The sequence below is a fragment of the Streptomyces abyssomicinicus genome, from assembly GCF_008974245.1.
Lineage (GTDB): Bacteria > Actinomycetota > Actinomycetes > Streptomycetales > Streptomycetaceae > Streptomyces > Streptomyces abyssomicinicus.
In genome coordinates this window covers 746784-766122 of record NZ_BBZI01000008.1, presented here as the reverse complement: position 1 = coordinate 766122, position 19339 = coordinate 746784, and the positions used below count along the sequence as shown (strand labels likewise).

Sequence of the window (19339 nt, the reverse complement as noted above, 5' to 3'; positions counted from 1 at the left end):
TCACCGCCGGGCGGGGGCCGCCGCGCAGGTGAAGCGCAGGGCCTGCCCCGGGCGGGCCTGGGCGGCGCGGTCGAGGTCGTCGCGGAGGACGACGGCGATCACCGGGTAGCCGCCGGTGACGGGGTGGTCGGCCAGGAAGAGGACGGGGCGTCCGCCGGGCGGGACCTGGAGGGCGCCGGGGACCATGCCCTCGCTGGGGAGTTCGCCCGTGACCGCCCGCGGCAGCGCGGGCCCGTCCATCCGCATGCCCACGCGGTCGGACGCCGCCCCCACCGTCCAGGGGGCCGACAGCAGCTCCCGCACCGCCGCCCCGGTGAACCAGTCGTCGCGCGGTCCGAGCCGCACCCGCAGGAGCACCTCGCCGGACGGAGCCGCCGCGACCGGCGCCAGGTCCACGCACGGCGGCGCGGCGGGGGGCGGCCCCGCCGGCAGCACGTCGCCAACCGCGAGCGGCGCGGGCCCCAGCCCCGCCAGCACGTCCCGCGACCGGGAGCCCAGCACGGCCGGAACCGCGATGCCGCCACGCACCGCCAGGTAGCTCCGCAGTCCCGCCACCGGCGTGCCCAGCGTGAGCCGCTGCCCGGGCGCCAGGTGCACCACCGAGTTCATCGCCCCCGTGGTCAACGGGCAGGCCGCGCCCGTCACGGCGACCGTCACCGCCCGCCGCGCCCGTACCGAGAGCCCGCCGAACGTGACCTCCACCCCGGCCGCGCCCTCCTCGTTGCCCACCAGCCGGTTGGCCAGCCGCAACGAGCCCCGGTCGGCGGCGCCCGAGAGCCCCACGCCCACCGCGGCCAGTCCCGGCCGCCCCAGGTCCTGCACGGTGGCCAGCGGGCCCGTCGCCAGCACCTCCAGCGCCGCCGTCGTCATGACCGCCCCACCTCCTCGAACCGCACCCGCGCCCCCGGCCGCAGCAGCGCCGGGGGATCGCGGTCCTCCCGCCACATCGCCAGCTCCGTCCGCCCGATCAGCTGCCAGCCGCCCGGCGAACTCCGCGGGTACACCCCGCTGAACTCCCCGGCCAGCCCCACCGCCCCGGCCGGCACCCGGGTTCGGGACTCGGCCCGGCGCGGCACCCGCAACTCCCGGGGCCCGCCCGTCAGATAGGCGAAGCCGGGAGCGAACCCGCCGAAGGCGACGGTCCATTCGCAGCCGGTGTGCAGCCGTACCACCTCCGCCGCCGGGAGTCCCGTCAACTCCGCGACCTCCGCCAGGTCCTCGCCGTCGTAGTGGACCGGAATCCGCACCAGAGGGCCGGGTTCGCGCACGGGGGCAGTCAAGTCGGCGGCCAGTACGGCTCGTTCGACCCGCGCCGGGTCGGCCCCCGGGGCGAGCCGCAGCAGGACGGAGCGGGCGGCGGGTACCAGGTCCGTGACGCCCGGGGGCGGCTCGCGCTCCAACGACCGGTACAGGCCCAGCGCCTCGTCCAGCGTGTCCACCTCCACCAGCAGGCCCTGGTCGCCGCACGGCAGGATCCGCACGTCAGCCCTCCCGGCCCGGCCGGTCCGGGGTGAACGCCCGGAGCGTCACGCCCGCCGCCGTGAGCCGCTCCCGCACCGCGCGCGCCACCGCCACCGCGCCGGGACTGTCCCCGTGCACGCACAGCGAGTCGGCCCGGATCCGCAGCGGCGTGCCGTCCACCGCGGCCACCGGCTCGCCCAGCGCCATCCGCACGCACCGTTCGGCGATCTCCCCCGGATCGTGCAGCACCGCCCCCGGCTCGCGCCGCGGCACCAGCGTCCCCTCCGGCGTGTACGCCCGGTCCGCGAACGCCTCCCGGAACACCCGGAGCCCCGCCGCCTCCGCCAGGGCCAGCCAGCGCGATCCGGGCAGCCCCAGCACCGCGCACCCCGGGTCCCAGTCGCGCACCGCCGCCACCACGGCCGCGGCCTGCGCCTCATGGTGGACGATCGCGTTGTACAGCGCCCCGTGCGGCTTCACGTACCGCACGCCGGTGCCAGAGGCGCGCGCGAGTGCGTCCAGCGCGCCGATCTGGTAGAGCACGTCGTCCGCCAGCTCCCGCGGCTCCATGTCGACGAACCGCCGACCGAAACCGGCCAGGTCCCGGTACCCGACCTGCGCCCCCACCGCCACGCCCTCGGCGGCGGCCCGCTCGCAGGCACGGCGGATCACCGTGGGGTCGCCCGCGTGGAAGCCGCACGCCACGTTCGCGCTGGTCACCACGGTCAGCAGCGCGTCGTCGTCCCCGAGTTCCCATCGCCCGAAGCCCTCGGCGAGGTCGGCGTTGAGGTCGATGCGCACGGGGTTCACCCTTCTCCGGTCCGGTCGGCCGCCATCACGCTTCCACGTCGCCCGGCCCGGCTCAACACCGGGCGTCGGCCAGGCGCCGGCCAGGCGTCGGCCGACAACTATTCACTCAGTACATGTACGTGGTGCATACTGCTTCGTATGAGCACCCGTCACATCCTGCTGGGCCTCCTCTCCTCGGGGCCGAGCCATGGCTACGACCTGAAGAGGAGGCACGACGAGAGGTTCCCGCAGGCGCGCCCCCTGGCGTACGGGCAGGTGTACACGACGCTCCAGCGGCTGGTCCGCGACGGACTCGCCAAGATCGAGGGAACCGACTCCGACGGCGGCCCGGAGCGGACCGTGTACCGCGCCACGGACGACGGCGAGCGCGAACTCGCCCGCTGGGCCTCGGAGACGGCCCCGCCCGCGCCCTTCGTGAGCAACGAGATCTTCGCCAAGGTCGTCGTCGCCATCCTGTCCGGCGCCGATCCGGCCGCCTACCTGCACGACCAGCGCGCCGCCCACATGACGCGGATGCGGGAGCTCACCAAGGTCAAGACCACTCCCGGGGCCGACCTCGCGACCGTTCTCTCGGCCGACTACGCCCTCAGCCACCTGGACGCCGACCTCCGCTGGATGAGCACCACAGCGGACCGGCTCGCCACCCTGACCGCGGAGGTCACCTCACGATGAGCACCGCCAACGGCCCGCTGCTCGCGGCCCGAGACCTCGTCAAGACCCACGGCCGCACCGACGCGCTGCGCGGCGCCTCGGCCGAACTCCACGCCGGCGAGATCCTCGCCGTCACCGGCCCCAGCGGCAGCGGCAAGTCCACCCTGCTGCACTGCATGGCCGGGATCGTCCGGCCCGACGGCGGCAGCGTCCACTACGAGGGCCTGCGGATCGACACCTGCCCCGAGGACCGCCTGAGCGCGCTGCGCCGCACCGACTTCGGCGTGGTGTTCCAGTTCGGGCAGCTGATCCCCGAGCTCACGCTCACCGACAACGTGGCCCTGCCGCTGATGCTGGCCGGGACCTCCCGGCGCGAGGCGCGCGCCCGGGCCGGCGAGTGGCTGGACCGGTTCGGCGTCGGCGACCGCGGCGACGCCCGGCCCGGCGAGCTCAGCGGCGGCCAGGCCCAGCGCGGCGCGCTGGCCCGCGCGCTGGTCACCGGCCCGCGGGTGGTCTTCGCCGACGAGCCGACCGGGGCGCTCGACTCGCTCTCCGGCGAGCGGGTGATGTCGGAGCTCGTCTCGGCCGTCCGCTCCTCGGGCGCCGCCGTTCTGCTGATCACGCACGACGCCCGGGTGGCCGCGTACGCGGACCGCGAGATCCGGCTGGCCGACGGCCGTGCCGCAGCGATGGAGGGTGCGATATGACCGAGGACGTGAAACTGGCCTGGCTGTTCACCCGGGGCTCCGACCGGAGGGAGTGGTGGCGCTTCGGCCTGACGGCCGTGGGGGCGCTCTGCGCGACAGGATTCGCGGCGGCCGCCGCGGCGCTGGCCTCGCTGGGCGGCGTGACGTACCGCATCCCGTACGGGGACGGCCTCTTCGACCGGCCCGGGGAGCGGACGGGGGTCATCCTGGCGCTCTTCCTGCTGCTGCTCCCGACGATGGGCTTCCTCGGCCAGTGCGCTCGCGTCGGCGCGGTCCACCGGGACCGCAGGATGGCCGGGCTCCGCCTCGCCGGGGCCTCGGCGAGGCGGGTCCGGCGGATCGCGGCACTGGAGACCGGGCTCGCCTGCCTGGCCGGATCGGTCCTCGCGGCGCTGGTGGTCGGGGCCGTGGTGCTGAGCATCGGCGTGCCGTCGGCCCTCCTGTGGGTGGCCGTGGCGGCGGTCGCCCTTCTGGTACCGGTGGCGGGTGCGCTGGTGAGCGTGGTGGCCCTGCGCCGGGTGGTGGCCTCGCCGCTGGGCGAGGTACGGCGGGAGCGCAGGCCGGCCGGGAGGCGTACAGCGCTGCAGGGCGTCGTGGCCGTCGCCGGGGCGATCATGCTCGGCATTCTCGTCGTGGCCTACGGAGGCCGCATCGGCGTCAACGGCCCCGTGGCGCTGTTCGTCGCGTTCCTGCTGATCGGACTCGGCGCGGTGTGGGTCAGCGGTTCCTCCGCCCGGCTGCTGGGCGGCCGTCTCGCCGGCCGCACCGAGGACCCGGCCGTGCTGATCGCCGCCGAACGGCTCCGCGACGACCCGTGGGCCGCGGCCCGCACCCACGCCGCCGTCCTGCTGATCACCGTGGTGGCCACCGGATACATGGGCATCCGGCAGGCGATGATGGACGACATTTTCGCCCCGGAGTCCTCCAGCCCGCAGGACGTCGACTTCTACGTCACCGGCCTCGACCTGACGGCCGCCGCCGTCGGGATCGGCCTGCTGATCACCCTCGCCGCCGTGGCCGTGGGCGCCGCCGAAGGCATCGCCGCCCGGCGCCAAGGGCTCGCCGAACAGGTGGCGGCCGGCGTGCCGCGGCACACGCTGAGCCGGGCGCTGCTGCTGGAGACCGCGCTGCCGCTGGCCCCGGCGGTGGGGCTCGCGGCCGTCGGCGGTCTGGCCGTCGGCACGTTCTACGCCACGGCGATGGGCGGCGGCGGGTTCGTCCTGCCGTGGACCGCGCTGCCGGTGCCGTTCGCGGTGTACGCCACCTGTCTGCTCGCCGCCGCCACCGCAATGCCGCTGCTGCGCCGCACCGCGCGGCCGTCGGAGCTGCGGCACGCCTGACCACCGCGACGGGGGAACGGGGGAGGGGCGGTGCCCGGAGTGTTCCGGGCACCGCCCCTCGGCGTTCTCAGGCCGTCAGGCCGTCACAGCGTCTTCGGCGGGATCGGCGACGCCGCCACCGACTGCGGGGAGCTGCTGCTGGCGAAGGCCGACGGCGCGGCCATCCCGGCCGTCGGGTCGACGGCCGGCTCCTCGACGGCCTGTTCCGGGACGCCGATCATGCGGATGCCCGCCGCGTCCAGCGCCCGCTTCATCCGCCAGCGCAGCTCGCGCTCCACGTTGACCGCCTTGCCGGGCATGGTCCGCGCGGTGACCCGGATGACCATGGAGTCCAGCAGCACGTCGTCCAGACCCAGCACCTCGACCGGACCCCACAGGATCTCGCTCCAGGGCTCCTCCTTGGCGATCCGCTCGGCGACCTCGGTGAGCACCGACCGGACCCTGTCCAGGTCCTCCTCGGGCCGTACGTTGACGTTCACCCCGGCGGTGGCCCAGCCCTGGGAGGCGTTGCCGATCCGCTTGATCTCGCCGTTGCGGACGTACCAGATCTCGCCGTTGTCGCCGCGCAGCTTGGTGACGCGCAGGCCGACCTCGATGACCTCACCGGTGGCCACGCCGGCGTCGACGGTGTCACCGACGCCGTACTGGTCCTCGAGGATCATGAAGACACCGGAGAGGAAGTCGGTGACCAGGTTCCGCGCGCCGAAACCGATCGCCACACCGGCCACACCGGCCGAGGCGAGCAGCGGCGCCAGGTTGATCTGGAAGGCGCCCAGCACCATCAGGAACGCGGTGCCGAGGATCACGAAGGAGGCCACGGACCGCAGCACCGAGCCGATCGCCTGCGAGCGCTGACGCCGCCGCTCCGCGTTGACCAGCAGTCCGCCGAGGGTGCTGCCCTCGGAGGCGGAGGTGTTGCGGTTCATCCGGTCGATCAGCCGGGTGATGGCCCGGCGCACCAGCATCCGCAGCACCAGGGCGATCGCCACGATCAGCACGATCCGCAGGCCCACGGCCAGCCAGTTCGCCCAGTTCTCCTGGAACCACCCGGCGGCCTCGGACGCGCGCTGCTGGGCCTCCTGCAGGGACGGCATGGTCGGCGTCGGGGCGGGGGAGCCGCCGGTGGCGGGGGTCATGAGGGACGGTGCGGGGGATGTGGACGGGTCCGGGCCGGCGGCCGGAAGGACGACGGACAGGGACACGGCGGATACCTCCAGGTGCGGTGGCTGCCCCGGCGGGACGGACACGGCAACGAGGGGGAGCCGAAGGGGCAGTCCGACCACACTAACGGGGCAAACCGGGTGGCCCCGCAGCTTCGCGGGGAAGAGAGACAGGCCTCACCAGGGGATGAGGGAGGAATAAGCGGTGACCTCGGGAGCCGTGCGGCGGCCGGTGCCGCCGGGAACCGTGGGTCGCGCCTGTGGCCAACACCACGGCCCTTCGCGGCCACCCCGTTGTTCCCACGTGGTGGCGCCGCGACCAGGGCAGAGGGGAAACTGACTCCAGATCGTCACGGCGCGAGCCACGCGCCGCCGGCGTACAAGGAGGCACCGTGCCGCATGTCCTGGTCCTCAACGCGTCGTACGAGCCGCTCGGCGTCGTACCGCTCCGCCGCGCGCTCGTCCTCGTCCTCGAGAACAAGGCAGTCTGCCTCGAGGAGTCCGGCGCCCACCTGCACAGCGCGACCCTCTCCCTGCCGGCGCCCAGCGTGGTCCGGCTCAAGCGTTTCGTCCGCGTCCCCTACCGGGGGCCGGTGCCCTTGACCCGGCGGGCCCTGTTCGCCCGCGACGGCGGGCGCTGCATGTACTGCGGCGGCGTCGCCACCAGCGTCGACCACGTGATCCCCCGCAGCCGCGGCGGGCAGCACGTCTGGGACAACGTGGTGGCCTCCTGCCGGCGCTGCAACCACACCAAGGCCGACCGCCACCTCGGCGAGCTGGGCTGGAGACTGCGCCACAAACCGGCCCCGCCCACCGGTCTGGCCTGGCGCATTATCGGCACCGGCCACCGGGACCCGCGCTGGCTGCCGTACCTGAGGCCGTACGGCGCGGACGAGGCACTGGCCCGGATCGACGGCGTATCGGCCTGACATCGATCCGGGCCTTCGTGTTCCCCGGTGCCTGGGCCGGCACCCGTTCGGGGGAGGAGATGTCTGGCGTGCCGCTCGGTGGGTAGCCAACTGTCCGGGGGTGCCGCTCGTCCCCGGCACCGCGACGGCCGGCCTCGACATCGAGACACCTCGTATTGGCGACACCGCGACACCGCGAACCTTCGAAACCTCGACGAGGAGGCACCGTGGCCGGACCGGTACCGGGGGAGTCGCTGGCGCGGCTGGCGGAGCTGTACGGCGTGGCCACGGAGTACCGGCCGGCGCCGGACCGCACGGTCACCGTCCCCGAGGAGGCGGTGACCGCCGCGCTCACCGCGCTGGGCGTGGACACCGCCGACCCCGCCGCCGCGCTGGCGGCGCGGGAACGGGAACTCGCGCGGCGGCTGCTGCCGCCCACGCTGGTGCTCACCGGGCAGGGGCTCCCGTCCCCGCCCGAGGGCACCGCCCTGCCCGATGGCATCCCCCTGCCCGAGGGCACCGCCCTGCCCGATGGCACCGTCCTGCGCGTCGACACCGAGGACGGCGCGACCCGCACCGGCCGGGACTGTCTCGACGGACTCCCGTACGGCGTCCACCGGCTCACCGCCACCACGCCCGACGGCCGCACCGGCGAGTCCCACCTGATCGTCGCCCCCGACCGCGCGCCCGGCGTTGACGGGCGGCACACGGGACTGCTGGTGCAGCTCTACTCTCTGCTCTCGCACCGCTCCTGGGGCATGGGCGACCTCGGCGACCTGGCCGACCTGGCCGGCTGGGCCGGGCGGGCCCTGGGTGTCGGCTTCGTGCAGCTCAACCCGCTGCACGCGGGCGTGCCCGGGCCCCCGGCCGACCCCTCCCCGTACCGGCCGTCCTCCCGCCGCTTCCCGGACCCCGTCCACCTGCGGGTCGAGGAGATCCCCGAGTTCGCGCACGTCGCCGAGGAGGAACGCCCCCGCCTGCGCGCCCTCGCCGAGCAGGCCGCCCGGCTGCGCGAGGGCGTGCTCGCCAAGGACGCGCGGATCGACCGCGACGCCGTCTGGGACCTCAAGCGCCGCGCCCTGGAACTGGTGCGCGCGGTGCCCCTCGCGCCGGGCCGGCGCGCCGCCTACGTCGACTTCCTGGCCCGCGAGGGCCACGCCCTGGAGGACCACGCCACCTGGTACGCCCTCGCCGAGGTGCACGGCCCCGACTGGCACCGCTGGCCCGAGCGGCTGCGCGACCCGCGGTCGCCGGAGATCGCCCGTACCCGGCGTGAACTCGCGGACCGGGTGGAGTTCCACCGGTGGCTGACCTGGCTCACCGACGAACAGCTCGCCGCCGCCCAGCGCGCCGCCCGCGATGCCGGGATGCCGGTGGGCCTCATCCACGACCTCGCCGTCGGCGTCCACCCGGCGGGCGCGGACACCTGGGCCTTGAGGGACTGCTTCGCCACCGGCATCTCGGTGGGGGCCCCGCCCGACGCCTTCAACGCGCGCGGACAGGACTGGGGCCTGCCGCCGTGGCGCCCCGACCGCCTCGCCGAGACCGGCTACGCGCCGCTGCGCGACCTGCTGCGCGCCCGGTTCCGGCACGCCGGGGCGCTGCGCATCGACCATGTGATGGGTCTCTTCCGGCTCTGGTGGGTCCCCCAGGGCCGCCCGCCCACCCAGGGAACCTACGTCCGGTACGACGCCGAGGCCATGCTCGCGGTGCTCGCCCTGGAGGCGCACCGGGCCGGTGCCGCCGTCATCGGCGAGGACCTCGGCACGGTCGAGCCCGGCGTCCGCGAGGCGCTGCGGGACCGGGGGGTCCTCGGCACCTCGGTGCTCTGGTTCGAGCGCGCCTGGGAGACCGACGGCCGCCCCCTCACCCCCGGGAGCTGGCGGGAGGACTGCCTGGCCACCGTCACCACCCACGACCTGCCGCCCACCGCCTCCCGGATCGCCCACGACCACGTGGACCTGCGGGACCGGCTCGGTCTGCTCACCCGGCCGGCGGAGCTCGAGCGCCAGGAGGCGGCGGCCGAGCTGGGGGAGTGGCTGGCCGAGCTGGACGCCCGCGGCCTGCTGGAGGGCACCCGTGAGGAGGACGTCGTCCTCGCCCTGCACCGGTTCCTGTGGCGGACCCCGGCCCGCCTGGTGGGCGTCTGGCTCCCCGACGGCGTCGGCGACCGGCGTCCGCAGAACGTCCCTGGCACCTCGGACGAGTACCCCAACTGGCGGCTGCCGGTGGCCGACGGCGAGGGCCGCCCCGTAACCCTGGAGGAGGTCTCCTCCTCGCCGCGGCTGCACGCCCTGCTGGCGGGCCTCGACGAGCCGGTGCGGGAGCACCCGGAACAGGACCCGCCCGGCTGACACGCCCGGCGGTGGGCACCCCGGGCGCGCGGCCTCTCCCCGCGTTGGGTACCTTGGGCGCCGTGGACAAGAAGAACGCCCTGCGCACCGGCGCCCTGGCCGCCGGCACGACGCTGATGATGCTGCTCATGTCGTCCCCCGCGTTCGCGCTCATTCGCGACGACGGTGACGACCCCGGCACCGGCCTGAGCGTCGTGGAGACCCTGGGCCTCTACGTCGTCCTCCCGATCGTGCTCTTCGCCGCGATCGCCGGTGCGGTCATGGTCCTGGACCGGTCCAAGGAGGAGCACCGCGTGACGTCGACCAACATCAGGACCAAGAACTCCTGACCCGGTCGCCCCGGCCCCGGCCGGGCGTCCGCCGGTTCCACCGGCACAACAGCAGATCGTCGAGGGTGCCGCCCCCGTGTCACGAAGTCCCGTGCGCGAGGACGGCACCCTCGACGTGTGTTCCGGGCGGTGCTCGGTCGTCCTCAGGCGGTCTCCGCGGTGAGGTAGCGCTGCACCGTCGGGGCGAGCCACGCCACGATCTCGTCGTGGGTCATCGAGGTGACCGTCGGCACCTCCAGCAGGTAGCGCAGCACCGCCATGCCCAGGACCTGCGAGGCGACCAGCGCCGTGCGGCGCGGGATCTCGGCCGGGACCGCGCAGAACCGGGCCACCGCCGGTCCCACCTGCCCCTCCAGCAGGGCCTGCTGCCGACCCTCGTCCAGCCCGGAGGCGAGGCCGACTCGGAGCATCGCGGCCAGTGAGCCGTCCTCCTCCCACCGCTGGAGGAAGTGCCGCACCAGCGCCTCTCCGGCCTCCTCGGCGCGCACCCCGGCGAAGTCCGGCATCCGCAGGTCGATCTCCGACGCGGCCCGGAACAGTCCCTCCTTGTTGCCGTAGTAGCGCATCACCATCGACGGGTCGATGTCCGCGTCCCGGGCGATGGCGCGGATGGTGGCGCGCTCGTACCCGTCGGCCGCGAACCGCGCGACGGCCGCCCGCAGGATCGCCGCCCGGGTCGCCTCGGAGCGGCGGGGGCGGTGCGTCCCGGTGTCGGCCGGGGGGCTGTTCTCGGTCATGCCAACAAACGTAGGCCAACAGCTGTTGACCGTCCAGACCCGCGGGTCTAGCTTAGTCAACAAGCGTTGGCCAACAGGTGTTGACCTACCGGGTCACCTCCGCGGCCACCGACCTCGGGAGGCCTCATGACCACTGCTCAGGGCACCACCGCGCACCCCTCCGACGACCTGTCCCGCTCCGTGATCGTCGTCGGCGCCGGACCCACCGGGCTGCTGCTGGCCGGGGACCTCGCCGAGGCCGGTGTCCCGGTCACCCTGGTGGAGAAGCGACCGCACGGAATCAGCAACCTCTCCCGCGCCCTGGTGGTGCACGCCCGCACCATGGAGCAGCTCGACGCCCGCGGCCTCGCCGACGAACTGGCCGAGACCGGCCGCCGCCTCCGGAGTTTCCGCCTCTTCGGGGGCCTCTCGCTGGAGCTGGGCTCGCTCCCCACGCGCTTCCCCTACATCCTGGTCGTCCCGCAGTACGAGGTGGAACGGCTGCTGGAGCGGCGCGCCGTCGGGGCCGGGGTGCGTTTCGCGTACGGGACCGAAGTGACGGGCCTCGTCCAGGACGCCGACGGGGTGACGGTCGAGGTCGCCACGCCCGGCGGTGGCGAGTCCCTGCGCGCCGCCTACGTGGTGGGGACCGACGGCGCGCACAGCGCGGTCCGGGAGCTGGTCGGACTGCCGTTCCCGGGGCGCTCGGCGATCCGCTCCCTCGTCCTCGCCGACGTCAGGCTGGCCGAGGAGACCGGCTCCGCGCTCGCCGTCGACGCCGGACCGGAGGGCTTCGCGCTGGTCGCCCCCTTCGGTGACGGCTACCACCGGGTGACCGGCTGGCGGCGCGGCGACGACCGGCCGGACAGCGACCCGGTGAGCCTCGACGAGGTCCGCGAGGTCGTCCGCAGCGCCCTCGGCACCGACTTCGGGATGCACGACCCGCGCTGGATGTCCCGCTTCCACAGCGACGAGCGGCAGGTGCCCGCGTACCGGGTCGGCAGGGTCCTGCTGGCCGGCGACGCCGCGCACGTCCACTCCCCGGCCGGCGGCCAGGGCATGAACACCGGCCTCCAGGACGCCGCCAACCTCGGCTGGAAGCTGGCCGCCGTGCTCAACGGGCACGCCGGTGAGCCGCTGCTCGACACCTACCACGCGGAACGGCACCCGGTCGGACGGATGGTGCTGCTGGTCAGCGGCACGATGCTGCGCGGCGCGCTGGCCCACGGCCCGGTGAGCCGCGCCCTGCGCACGGTGATGCTGGCCACGGCCGGCCGGGTGGCCCCGGCGTGGCGGCGGGGGGCCGCCATGGTCACCGGCATCGGCATCCGCTACCGCCGGCCGCGCGGCGCCCACCGCACGGTCGGCGCGCGGGTGCCGGACGTGCCGCTGGCGGGCGGGCGCCGCCTCTACGAGGCGCTGCGCGGCGGGCGGTTCGTGCTGCTCGCCCCGGCCGGGCTCGCCGTGGGGTCCGCCGCGGACGGGCGGGGCGGGCGCCTGGTGGTGGAGCGGTGGTCCGCCCCGCGCGGCACCGCGGTCCTGGTCCGTCCCGACGGATACGTGGCCTGGGCCGCGGAGACGGCCACCGTGGAGCGGGTGCGGGAGGCGCTGGACACGCACGTGGGCTGACCGCCGAGGTGGGCGGGCCGCGGGGCCGCGGGGCGGCGGTGCGCGGTGCCGCGGCGGGGGTCGCGGGGCACCTTGCCGCGGTGCGCGAGGCAGCGGCGTGCGGGGTCGCGGTGGGCGGGGCAGCAGGGCAGCGGGGCGGCGGGACCGCGGTGGGCGGGCCGCGGGGCGGCGGTGCGGCGTGCCGCCCCGCTCCGGGCACGCCGCGGGGCGGTCGCCTAGCGCTCCAGGGAGGCCAGCAGATCCCGCAGCAGCCCCGCCAGTTCGGCGGTCCGCCGCTCGTCCAGAGCGTCCGTCAGCACCCGCGCCTGCGCGGCCAGTCCGGCGGCCACCGCCTCGTTCACCACGGACAGGCCGCGCTCGGTGAGCGAGACCCGCAGCGCCCGCCGGTCGGTCGGGTCGGGCGAGCGCGTCAGCAGCCCGGCCCGCTCCAGCTTGTCCAGCCGGCCCGTCATCCCGCCCGTGGTGAGCATCAGCGTGGCGGACAGCTCGCGCGGCGAGAGGGTGAACGGCTCGCCGGAGCGCCGCAGCGTGGCCAGCACGTCGAACTCCCCCCGGGAGACGCCGAAGGCGGCGTATTCCTTCTCCGTCCGCTCGCCCATTCCGCGGGCCAGCCGGTAGATCCGTCCGAAGACCTCCATGGCGGGCGTCTCCAGATCGGGCCGTTCCCGGGCCCACTGCTCGATGATCGCGTCGACGTCGTCCCTGTGCCCGGGGTCGCGAGTACTCATGGGCCCGAGTATCGGCGGCGGCGCAGCGCCCTGGCAAAAAAGTAACTTGACGGCAAGTAGCTTGCAACTAAGCTGCTTGCCGCCAAGTGAAATCGCGCGGCGGGGCGCGGCGGGGCGGGGGAGGACCGGATGGACGGCGGCAGCGGGTACCGGGGGCGCCGAGGTGTCGCGGGGGAACGGCGGCTGACGGCCTCGGCGGTGGTGAACGGGATCGGCTCCGGGATGTACATCCCTTTCAGCCTGGTCTTCTTCCACCACGTCACCGGGCTCTCCTACGCCATGGTGGGGGCCGTGCTGACCGTCGCCGGCCTGGGCGGGATGGCGCTGCTGCCGTTCGTCGGAGCGGCCGTCGACCGGCACGGGGCGCGGCGGGTGCTGATGGTGTTCCACGCCGTCCGCGTCGCCGGGTTCATGGCCTACCCGGCGGTCGACTCGCTCGGCGCCTTCGCCGCCGTCGCGCTGCTCACGGTGACCGCCGACCGGGCCTACGTCGGCGTCCAGGCGGTGCTGGTCGGCGAGGCGGCCGCCGGAGCGGACCGTGACCGGCTGCAGGCCACGCTGCGGGCGGTGGGCAACGCGGGGCTCGGCGCGGGCACGCTGCTCGCCTCGCTGGTCGTCGGCCTGGCCGGGCCCGGCGGGTACACGTACACCGCGTGGGCGAACGCGGCCTCGTACGCGATGGCCGCGCTGCTGCTGCGCGCTGTGCGGCCGGTGCGGGAGGCCGCCGCCGAGGGCGCGGCGGGCGGGGGGCCGGGCTACCGGGTCGTGGTCCGGGACCGCCCGTTCCTGGTGCTCACCGGTGCCAACTTCTTCAACGCGCTGAGCTACGCGGCGCTTTCGGTGCTGTTCCCGCTCTTCGTGGTCCATCTGGGCGGCCCGGACGCGCTCACCGGGGTCGCCTTCGCCGTCAACACGGCGCTCTGTGCGGCGGCCGGTACCTACGTGGGGCACCTGGTGCGGCGCGGCGGCGCGCGGCGGACCAGGGCGGCGGCGCTCGGCTCCCTGCTCTTCGCGGCCGGCTTCCTCGTCCAGCTCGCGCTGACGGCGGCGCGGCCGGAGTCGACGGGGGTGCTGGCGACGGCGCTGGTCGCGGGGGTGGTGGTCTACACGGTGGGCGAGCTGGTGCACAGCCCGGCCGCCGACATGCTCGCGGTCTCCGCCGCCCCGGCCGCGGTGCGGGGGCGGTACATGGCGGTGTACCAGCTGTCCTGGTCGCTGGCGAAGGCGCTCGCCCCGGCCCTGTTCACCGCGCTGCTGGCGGTGGACGGGCGGGTGCCGTGGCTCTTCCTGACCGGCACCTCGCTGGTGGCGGCGGGGCTGCTGGTCGCGGTGGAGCGACGGCTCCCTGCGGACGCGGTGCGGATCGCCGGGGCCCCGGCCGCGAAGCCCGCCGAGGTGGCCGCGTGAGGCGGGCGGCGGCCGCGACCGCCGCGGTGACCGGCCTCGCCCAGGTCCTCTGGGGCAGCACCTATGTGGTGACCACCGAGTTCCTGCCGCCGGACCGCCCGCTGTTCACGGCGCTGGTACGGGCGTTGCCGGCCGGGCTCCTGCTGCTGGCGGTCACCCGCGTCCTGCCGCGCGGCGACTGGTGGTGGCGTGCGGCGGTGCTGGGGGCGCTGAACATCGGGGTGTTCTTCCCGCTGCTGTTCCTCGCCGCCTACCGGATGCCGGGCGGGATGGCGGCGGTGGCCGGGTCGGTCGGGCCGCTGCTGGTCGCCGGGCTGGGCGTGCCGCTGCTGGCCGAGCGGGTGCGGGCGCGGACCGTGGTGACGGGGCTGGCGGCGGTGGCCGGGGTGGCCCTGGTGATGCTGCCGGGGCTCGGCGTGGTGGACGCGGTCGGGATGGCGGCGGCACTGGCGGCGGCGGGGGCGATGTCGCTGGGCACGGTCCTCGGCAAACGGTGGGGGACGCCCGAGGGCGTCGGCCCCCTGGCCCTCGCCGGCTGGCAGCTCACGGTGGGCGCCCTGGTCATCGCGCCGCTCGCGTTGGCGGTGGAGGGCGCGCCGCCGGACGTCGACGCGGCGGGGGCGGCCGGGTACGCGTACCTGGCCCTGATGAACACGGCGCTGGCGTACTGGATCTGGTTCCGCGGGGTGGGCCGCATGGGCGCCACGAGCGTCACCTTCCTGGTCACCCTCTCCCCGCTGACGGCCACGATCCTGGGCTGGGTGTTCCTCGGCGAGTCGCTGACGGGGGTCCAGGCCGCGGGGATGGCCCTCGCCCTGGGCGCCACGGCCGCGGGTCAGACGGCGCCCCGGTCGAGACCCCACCCCCGCGCCGCGGCCCCCGTTCCGGCTTCGACATCACGCCCCCCGGGACCGCGTCCGCATGTGAGACACCGCGCCGTTCCCGCCGGCGCCACCCGCACCACGCCGCCGCGGCCGAGGGGGAGCCCTCCGCCGGAGGTGCCCCGCGGCCGGGGCGGAGCCCTACGCCGGGCCCGCCCCACGGCCGAGGTGCCCGTTGCGCGGGCGCTCACGCCACAGCCGCAGCCCCGAGTCCACCAGCTCGACATGGTCGAGGTCCGCGACCGCGGACAGCGGATGCCAGGCGGCCATGTCCGTCGACCCGCCCACCTCGTTGCGCAGCGAGCCCCCGGTGATCCTCCCCTCGTACACCACCCGCAGCCCGTGGAAGTCGGCACGCGCCCCCAGCCGCCGGGGGTAGGAGCGGCGGACCGAGTCCACGCCGAGGAGGGTCACCGGTTCGACGGCGTAGCCGGTCTCCTCCAGCACCTCGCGCACCACCGTGTCGTAGGGGTCCTCGCCGTGATCCATGCCGCCACCCGGCAACGTCCACCGCCTGGTTCCGTCCCCCGCGACCCAGCGCGCCAGCAGCACCTGCTCGTCGCGCACGCAGACGGCGTAGGCCGCCACCCTCAACTCCTCATGCATACCCAGACGTTACGGCAGCAGGTCCCGCCGGGCAGCCGACGCGGACGGCGGACGTGTCGTCGGCCGCGGCGCGCCGGGCGGTCTCCAGGCCGTCACACCGGACACGCAAGTCACACGGCATGGCGGGATTACGCCATGGCATCAATACGCCTCGGACAACTCTCCCCAAACTCCGGACTCATAGGCAAAGCTGAGCGGTCATCCGGACCATTTTTCCGGACGTCGGCGATCCCGGGCGATTCCGCCCCGGTGACGCCCTCCTCCCTTTCCTTTACTCGCAAGGGAAATCGATGACCTCTCATCCCGAGCGCACCCAGATATCGGGCGCGAGACGCGTGGTGCGGATCGCCGTCGCCGCGGGTCTGGTGGCGGCGCTCTCCGCGGCCGGGCCGATACCCATGGCCCTCGCCGCCGAGGCAGCCCCCGCGGCCGACCAGCCCGCCCCGGGCAAGTCGGCTCACGACAAGCTGGGTTCGGAAGACGCCGAACTCCTCGCCGCGGCCAGGGCCGACGGCGAGAAGAACGTCACCATGATGGTGATCACCGAGCCGGGCCAGACCGAGAAGGTCGCCGAGCAGCTCGACGCCGTCAAGGGCGCCGCCGTGGGCAAGACCTACGACGACCTCGGTTACGTCCGGGCCACGGTCCCCACCGGCAAGGCGGAGGCCGCGATCGCGGCCGCGGCCAAGCTCTCCTCCGTCCAGGGCATCGACCTGGACAAGGAGATCAAGCTGGACGACCCGCGTCCGGACGCCGGCAAGTCCGGCAAGAAGGGCTCCGTTTCCTCGGCGTCCGCCGCCTACCCGGCGCCGAACGCGAGCACCCCGGCGAAGAACCCGTACAACCCGTCGCACGAGACGGGCGCCGTCGACTTCGTGAAGAAGAACCCGAAGTCCGACGGCCGTGGCGTCACCATCGGCATCCTGGACTCCGGTGTGGACCTGGGCCACCCGGCGCTCCAGAAGACCACCACCGGCGAGCGCAAGATCGTCGACTGGGTGACCGCCACCGACCCGATCGTGGACGCGGACGCCACCTGGCGCCCGATGGTCAACCCGGTCTCGGGCACGACCTTCAGCTACGGCGGCCGGACCTGGACCGCCCCCGCGGGCGACCACAACGTCCAGCTCTTCCGCGAGTCCTACACCGCGGGCGGCGACGCCGCGGGCGACGCCAACCGCGACGGCGACACCACCGACGTCTGGGGCGTGCTCTACGACGCGGCGGCCGGCACGGTCACGGTCGACCTGAACGACAACGGTGACTTCACGGACGACACCGTGATGAAGCCGTACAAGGACGACTTCCAGGTCGGCTACTTCGGCAAGGACGACCCGGCCACCGACGTCGTCGAGCGGCAGCCGTTCGTGGTGGAGATCCGCAAGGACGTGCCCATGGACCCCTACGGGGGCACCTGGGTCGGCCAGAAGCGCGACTTCGTCAACATCGGCGTCATCGAGTCGACGCACGGCACGCACGTCGCCGGCATCACCGCCGCCAACGGCCTGTTCGGCGGTCAGATGGACGGCGCCGCCCCCGGCGCCAAGCTGGTCTCCTCGCGTGCCTGCACCTGGACCGGCGGCTGCACCGCCGTCGCCCTCACCGAGGGCATGATGGACCTGGTCGTCAACCGCGGCGTCGACATCGTCAACATGTCGATCGGCGGCCTCCCGGCGCTGAACAACGGCGACAACGACCGCTCGCGCCTCTACACGCGTCTCATCGACGAGTACGGCGTCCAGCTGGTGATCTCCGCGGGCAACTCCGGCCCCGGCGTCAACACCATCGGTGACCCGGCCCTGGCCGACAAGGTCATCTCGGTCGGCGCGACCATCTCCAAGGAGACCTGGGCCGCCAACTACGGCTCGGCCGTGGAGAAGTCCTACGCGATGATGCCGTTCTCCTCGCGCGGTCCGCGTGAGGACGGCGGTTTCACGCCGACCCTCTCCGCCCCGGGCGCGGCGATCAACTCCAGCCAGACCTGGATCCCCGGCGGCCCGGTCGCCGAGGCGGGCTACGCCCTGCCGGCCGGCTACTCCATGCTGCAGGGCACCTCGATGGCCTCCCCGCAGGCCGCCGGCGCGTCCGCGCTGCTGATCAGCGCCGCCAAGCAGAAGAAGATCGACCTCACCCCGGCGAAGCTGCGTACCGCGCTGACCTCGACGGCGAACCAGATCCCCGGTGTCCAGGCATACGAGCAGGGTGCTGGCCTGATCGACATCGTCGACGCCTGGGACTCGATCAAGGACAACGCCAAGGCCCACGAGTACACGGTCAAGGCCCCCGTCGACACCAACATCGACTGGGCGCTGGCCGAGCCGGGCTTCGGCACCGGCCTGTACGACCGTGAGGGTGGCCTGAAGGTCGGCGAGCGCAAGGTGTACGACGTCGTCGTCACCCGCACCTCCGGCTCCAAGGCGAGCGTGCTGCACACGCTGTCGCTGAAGAACAACCACGCCCGCACGTTCGACATCGTCGGCAGCGAGCTGGTCGTCCTGCCGCTGAACAAGCCGGTCACCGTCAAGGTCGCCGCCAAGCCCGGCTCGCTGGGCATGCACAGCGCGATCCTCGAGGTGAACGACCCGTTCACCGAGGGCGTCGACAAGCAGATCATGACCTCCGTGATCGCCGCCTCCGAGCTGAAGCACTCCTTCTCGGCCGAGGGCACCGTCCAGCGGAACAGCCACAAGTCCTACTTCGTGACCGTTCCGGAGGGCGCCACCTCCCTCGAGGTCGCGCTCGGCGGCCTCGCCGAGGGCAGCCAGACCCGCTTCATCTCTATCCACCCGTACGGTGTCCCCTCGGATCCGACGTCGACCGTCAACTGCTACCCGAACTACGCGGGCGGCGACGGCGGTTGCAAGCCGGAGGCCCGTTTCTACGCGCCCACCCCGGGCGTCTGGGAGATCGAGGTCGAGTCGCGGCGCACCTCGCCGCTGCTGAACAACCCGTACGAGCTCGACGTCACCCTGCTCGGCGCCACGTTCGAGCCGGAGACCCTCACCATCCCCGAGGCCCAGGTCGGCGAGCCCGCCGCGGCCGAGTGGACGGTCGAGAACAAGTTCGCCGCCTTCGAGGGCAAGCTGGTCGGCGGGTCGCTCGGCTCGTCCAAGTCGGACCGCCCGACCATCGGCAACCACGAGGTGCAGACCTTCACGGTCGAGGTGCCCGAGGGCGCCGACGCGCTGAACGTGGCGATCGGCAACGTCTCGGACACCGCCTCGGACCTGGACCTCAACGTCTACTACGAGGACGGCCCGGACCCCGTCAAGTCCTCGGCGGACGGTGACTCCGAGGAGTCCGTCTCGATCCCGAACCCGGCCGCGGGCACCTACACCGTCGAGGTCGACGGCTACTCGGTCCCGAGCGGGTCCACCGAGTACGACTACCTCGACGTGTTCTTCTCCGAGGCGCTCGGCACCGTCGCGGTGGACGGCGCCGCGGTGCAGCTCGCCGAGGGCGGCACGGCGTCCTTCTCCGGCACCGTCACCGTCGGCGCGGCGGCCCCCGAGGGACGTGAGTTCTTCGGCCAGGTCCAGCTGGTCAACGGCAACGGCACCCCCGCGGGCGTCGGCAGCGTGAAGATCGGCAGCGTCGTGGAGTAGTCCACGGCCGACGATCGAGGGGCGGGCGTCCGGGAACGGGCGCCCGC

The 19339-nt window shown here is 74.4% G+C and carries 15 protein-coding genes and 2 pseudogenes; 10 read left to right on the top strand and 7 right to left on the bottom strand.

Annotation, left to right across the window (positions count from 1 at the left end; all coding sequences use genetic code 11):
* The 3 genes from GBN72_RS20300 to GBN72_RS20290 are packed head-to-tail and all read right to left on the bottom strand — an operon-like array spanning position 1 to position 2271.
* Complete coding sequence (locus GBN72_RS20300) at positions 1–870, bottom strand: 5-oxoprolinase subunit C family protein (RefSeq protein ID WP_151773253.1); 870 nt, start codon at positions 868–870, stop codon at positions 1–3.
* Entirely contained in the window at positions 867–1481 is a 615-nt protein-coding gene (locus GBN72_RS20295; protein WP_151773252.1) for a 5-oxoprolinase subunit B family protein, read from the bottom strand. Before GBN72_RS20295 ends, GBN72_RS20300 begins: the two co-directional genes overlap by 4 nt.
* A gap of 1 nt (position 1482) precedes the next feature.
* Positions 1483–2271 carry a LamB/YcsF family protein gene (locus GBN72_RS20290; RefSeq protein ID WP_174887162.1) on the bottom strand — a complete coding sequence of 263 codons (789 nt, stop codon included), beginning with the start codon at positions 2269–2271 and terminating at the stop codon, positions 1483–1485.
* Positions 2272–2409: 138 nt separating this feature from the next.
* Here GBN72_RS20290 and GBN72_RS20285 point away from each other — a divergent pair, with 138 nt between their 5' ends.
* The 3 genes from GBN72_RS20285 to GBN72_RS20275 are packed head-to-tail and all read left to right on the top strand — an operon-like array spanning position 2410 to position 4969.
* On the top strand, positions 2410–2943 hold the full coding sequence (locus GBN72_RS20285) for a PadR family transcriptional regulator (protein WP_151773250.1): 534 nt from the start codon (positions 2410–2412) through the stop codon (positions 2941–2943).
* Entirely contained in the window at positions 2940–3629 is a 690-nt protein-coding gene (locus GBN72_RS20280) for an ABC transporter ATP-binding protein (RefSeq protein WP_151773249.1), read from the top strand. The genes GBN72_RS20285 and GBN72_RS20280 overlap by 4 nt, the downstream gene beginning before the upstream one ends.
* Positions 3626–4969: an ABC transporter permease gene (locus GBN72_RS20275; RefSeq protein ID WP_151773248.1), complete on the top strand. Its 1344-nt coding sequence runs from the start codon at positions 3626–3628 to the stop codon at positions 4967–4969. Before GBN72_RS20280 ends, GBN72_RS20275 begins: the two co-directional genes overlap by 4 nt.
* 83 nt (positions 4970–5052) lie before the next feature.
* Here the strand turns inward: GBN72_RS20275 and GBN72_RS20270 are convergent, their stop codons facing one another.
* Complete coding sequence (locus tag GBN72_RS20270) at positions 5053–6171, bottom strand: mechanosensitive ion channel family protein (protein ID WP_164540749.1); 1119 nt, start codon at positions 6169–6171, stop codon at positions 5053–5055.
* 350 nt (positions 6172–6521) lie between these two features.
* Between GBN72_RS20270 and GBN72_RS20265 the strand changes: the two genes are divergently transcribed.
* The 3 genes from GBN72_RS20265 (at position 6522) to GBN72_RS20255 (ending at position 9720) form a co-directional block, all read left to right on the top strand.
* Positions 6522–7058, top strand: a complete 537-nt coding sequence (locus GBN72_RS20265) for an HNH endonuclease (protein WP_108955294.1) — start codon at positions 6522–6524, stop codon at positions 7056–7058.
* A 206-nt stretch (positions 7059–7264) separates the two neighbouring features.
* Positions 7265–9391: a 4-alpha-glucanotransferase gene (malQ, locus tag GBN72_RS20260; protein ID WP_151773246.1), complete on the top strand. Its 2127-nt coding sequence runs from the start codon at positions 7265–7267 to the stop codon at positions 9389–9391.
* Positions 9392–9453: 62 nt separating this feature from the next.
* A complete protein-coding gene (locus GBN72_RS20255) occupies positions 9454–9720 on the top strand; it encodes a hypothetical protein (RefSeq protein ID WP_151773245.1) in 267 nt (88 codons plus the stop codon).
* A 143-nt stretch (positions 9721–9863) separates the two neighbouring features.
* Here GBN72_RS20255 and GBN72_RS20250 read toward each other — a convergent pair whose 3' ends face one another.
* Complete coding sequence (locus tag GBN72_RS20250) at positions 9864–10457, bottom strand: TetR/AcrR family transcriptional regulator (protein WP_151773244.1); 594 nt, start codon at positions 10455–10457, stop codon at positions 9864–9866.
* An 87-nt stretch (positions 10458–10544) separates the two neighbouring features.
* Between GBN72_RS20250 and GBN72_RS20245 the strand changes: the two are divergent.
* Positions 10545–12065 (top strand): annotated as a pseudogene (locus GBN72_RS20245) (FAD-dependent monooxygenase); the annotation flags it as partial.
* A 215-nt stretch (positions 12066–12280) separates the two neighbouring features.
* On the opposite strand, the gene GBN72_RS20240 reads toward GBN72_RS20245, so the two are convergent.
* Positions 12281–12793, bottom strand: coding sequence for a MarR family winged helix-turn-helix transcriptional regulator (locus tag GBN72_RS20240; RefSeq protein WP_151773242.1), 513 nt, complete (start codon positions 12791–12793; stop codon positions 12281–12283).
* 129 nt (positions 12794–12922) lie between these two features.
* Between GBN72_RS20240 and GBN72_RS20235 the strand changes: the two genes are divergently transcribed.
* Together GBN72_RS20235 and GBN72_RS20230 are read left to right on the top strand one after the other, a co-directional pair.
* A complete protein-coding gene (locus tag GBN72_RS20235) occupies positions 12923–14200 on the top strand; it encodes an MFS transporter (RefSeq protein ID WP_151773241.1) in 1278 nt (425 codons plus the stop codon).
* Positions 14197–15159 (top strand): annotated as a pseudogene (locus GBN72_RS20230) (EamA family transporter); the annotation flags it as partial. The gene GBN72_RS20235 and the pseudogene GBN72_RS20230, both read left to right, overlap by 4 nt.
* Positions 15160–15222: 63 nt before the next feature.
* Here GBN72_RS20230 and GBN72_RS20225 read toward each other — a convergent pair.
* A complete protein-coding gene (locus tag GBN72_RS20225; protein WP_151773240.1) occupies positions 15223–15687 on the bottom strand; it encodes an NUDIX hydrolase in 465 nt (154 codons plus the stop codon).
* Positions 15688–15977: 290 nt separating this feature from the next.
* Here GBN72_RS20225 and GBN72_RS20220 point away from each other — a divergent pair, with 290 nt between their 5' ends.
* Positions 15978–19292 carry a S8 family serine peptidase gene (locus GBN72_RS20220; protein WP_151773239.1) on the top strand — a complete coding sequence of 1105 codons (3315 nt, stop codon included), beginning with the start codon at positions 15978–15980 and terminating at the stop codon, positions 19290–19292.
* Positions 19293–19339: the final 47 nt, after the last annotated feature.